Source organism: Porcipelethomonas ammoniilytica (assembly GCF_025567485.1).
GTDB lineage: Bacteria > Bacillota > Clostridia > Oscillospirales > Ruminococcaceae > Porcipelethomonas > Porcipelethomonas ammoniilytica.
On the sequence record NZ_JAOQKH010000123.1, the window covers coordinates 1 to 320 of the forward strand.

A 320-nucleotide genomic window follows, 5' to 3' on the forward strand; every position below is an offset into this window, starting at 1 on the left:
GGTTATGCTATTCTCACAAAAAACGGTATTGCCACGGCAGAGTCAACGACATATTTAAAATCCATGCTGAATGAACTCGGTGATACAGGAAGTGCGGTTGCCGGAGTTTTACAGGAGCAGACAGGACAGTCTTTTGCACAGCTTACAGAAAGCGGTTATTCACTGGGTGATGTACTGACTGTCATCGGAGACAGCGTAAACGGAGATACCACGGCATTTAATAACCTTTGGGGAAGTCAGGAAGCCGGAATCGGTGCGTTGGCTTTGTTTAATGCAGGAGCGGCAGAGTTTAACAGCACTCTGGGCAAAATGCAGGATTC

The 320-nt window shown here is 47.2% G+C and carries 1 pseudogene; it reads left to right on the forward strand.

Features of this window, described 5'->3' with window-relative positions:
- Positions 1-320 (forward strand): annotated as a pseudogene (locus OCV67_RS13600) (phage tail tape measure protein); the annotation flags it as partial.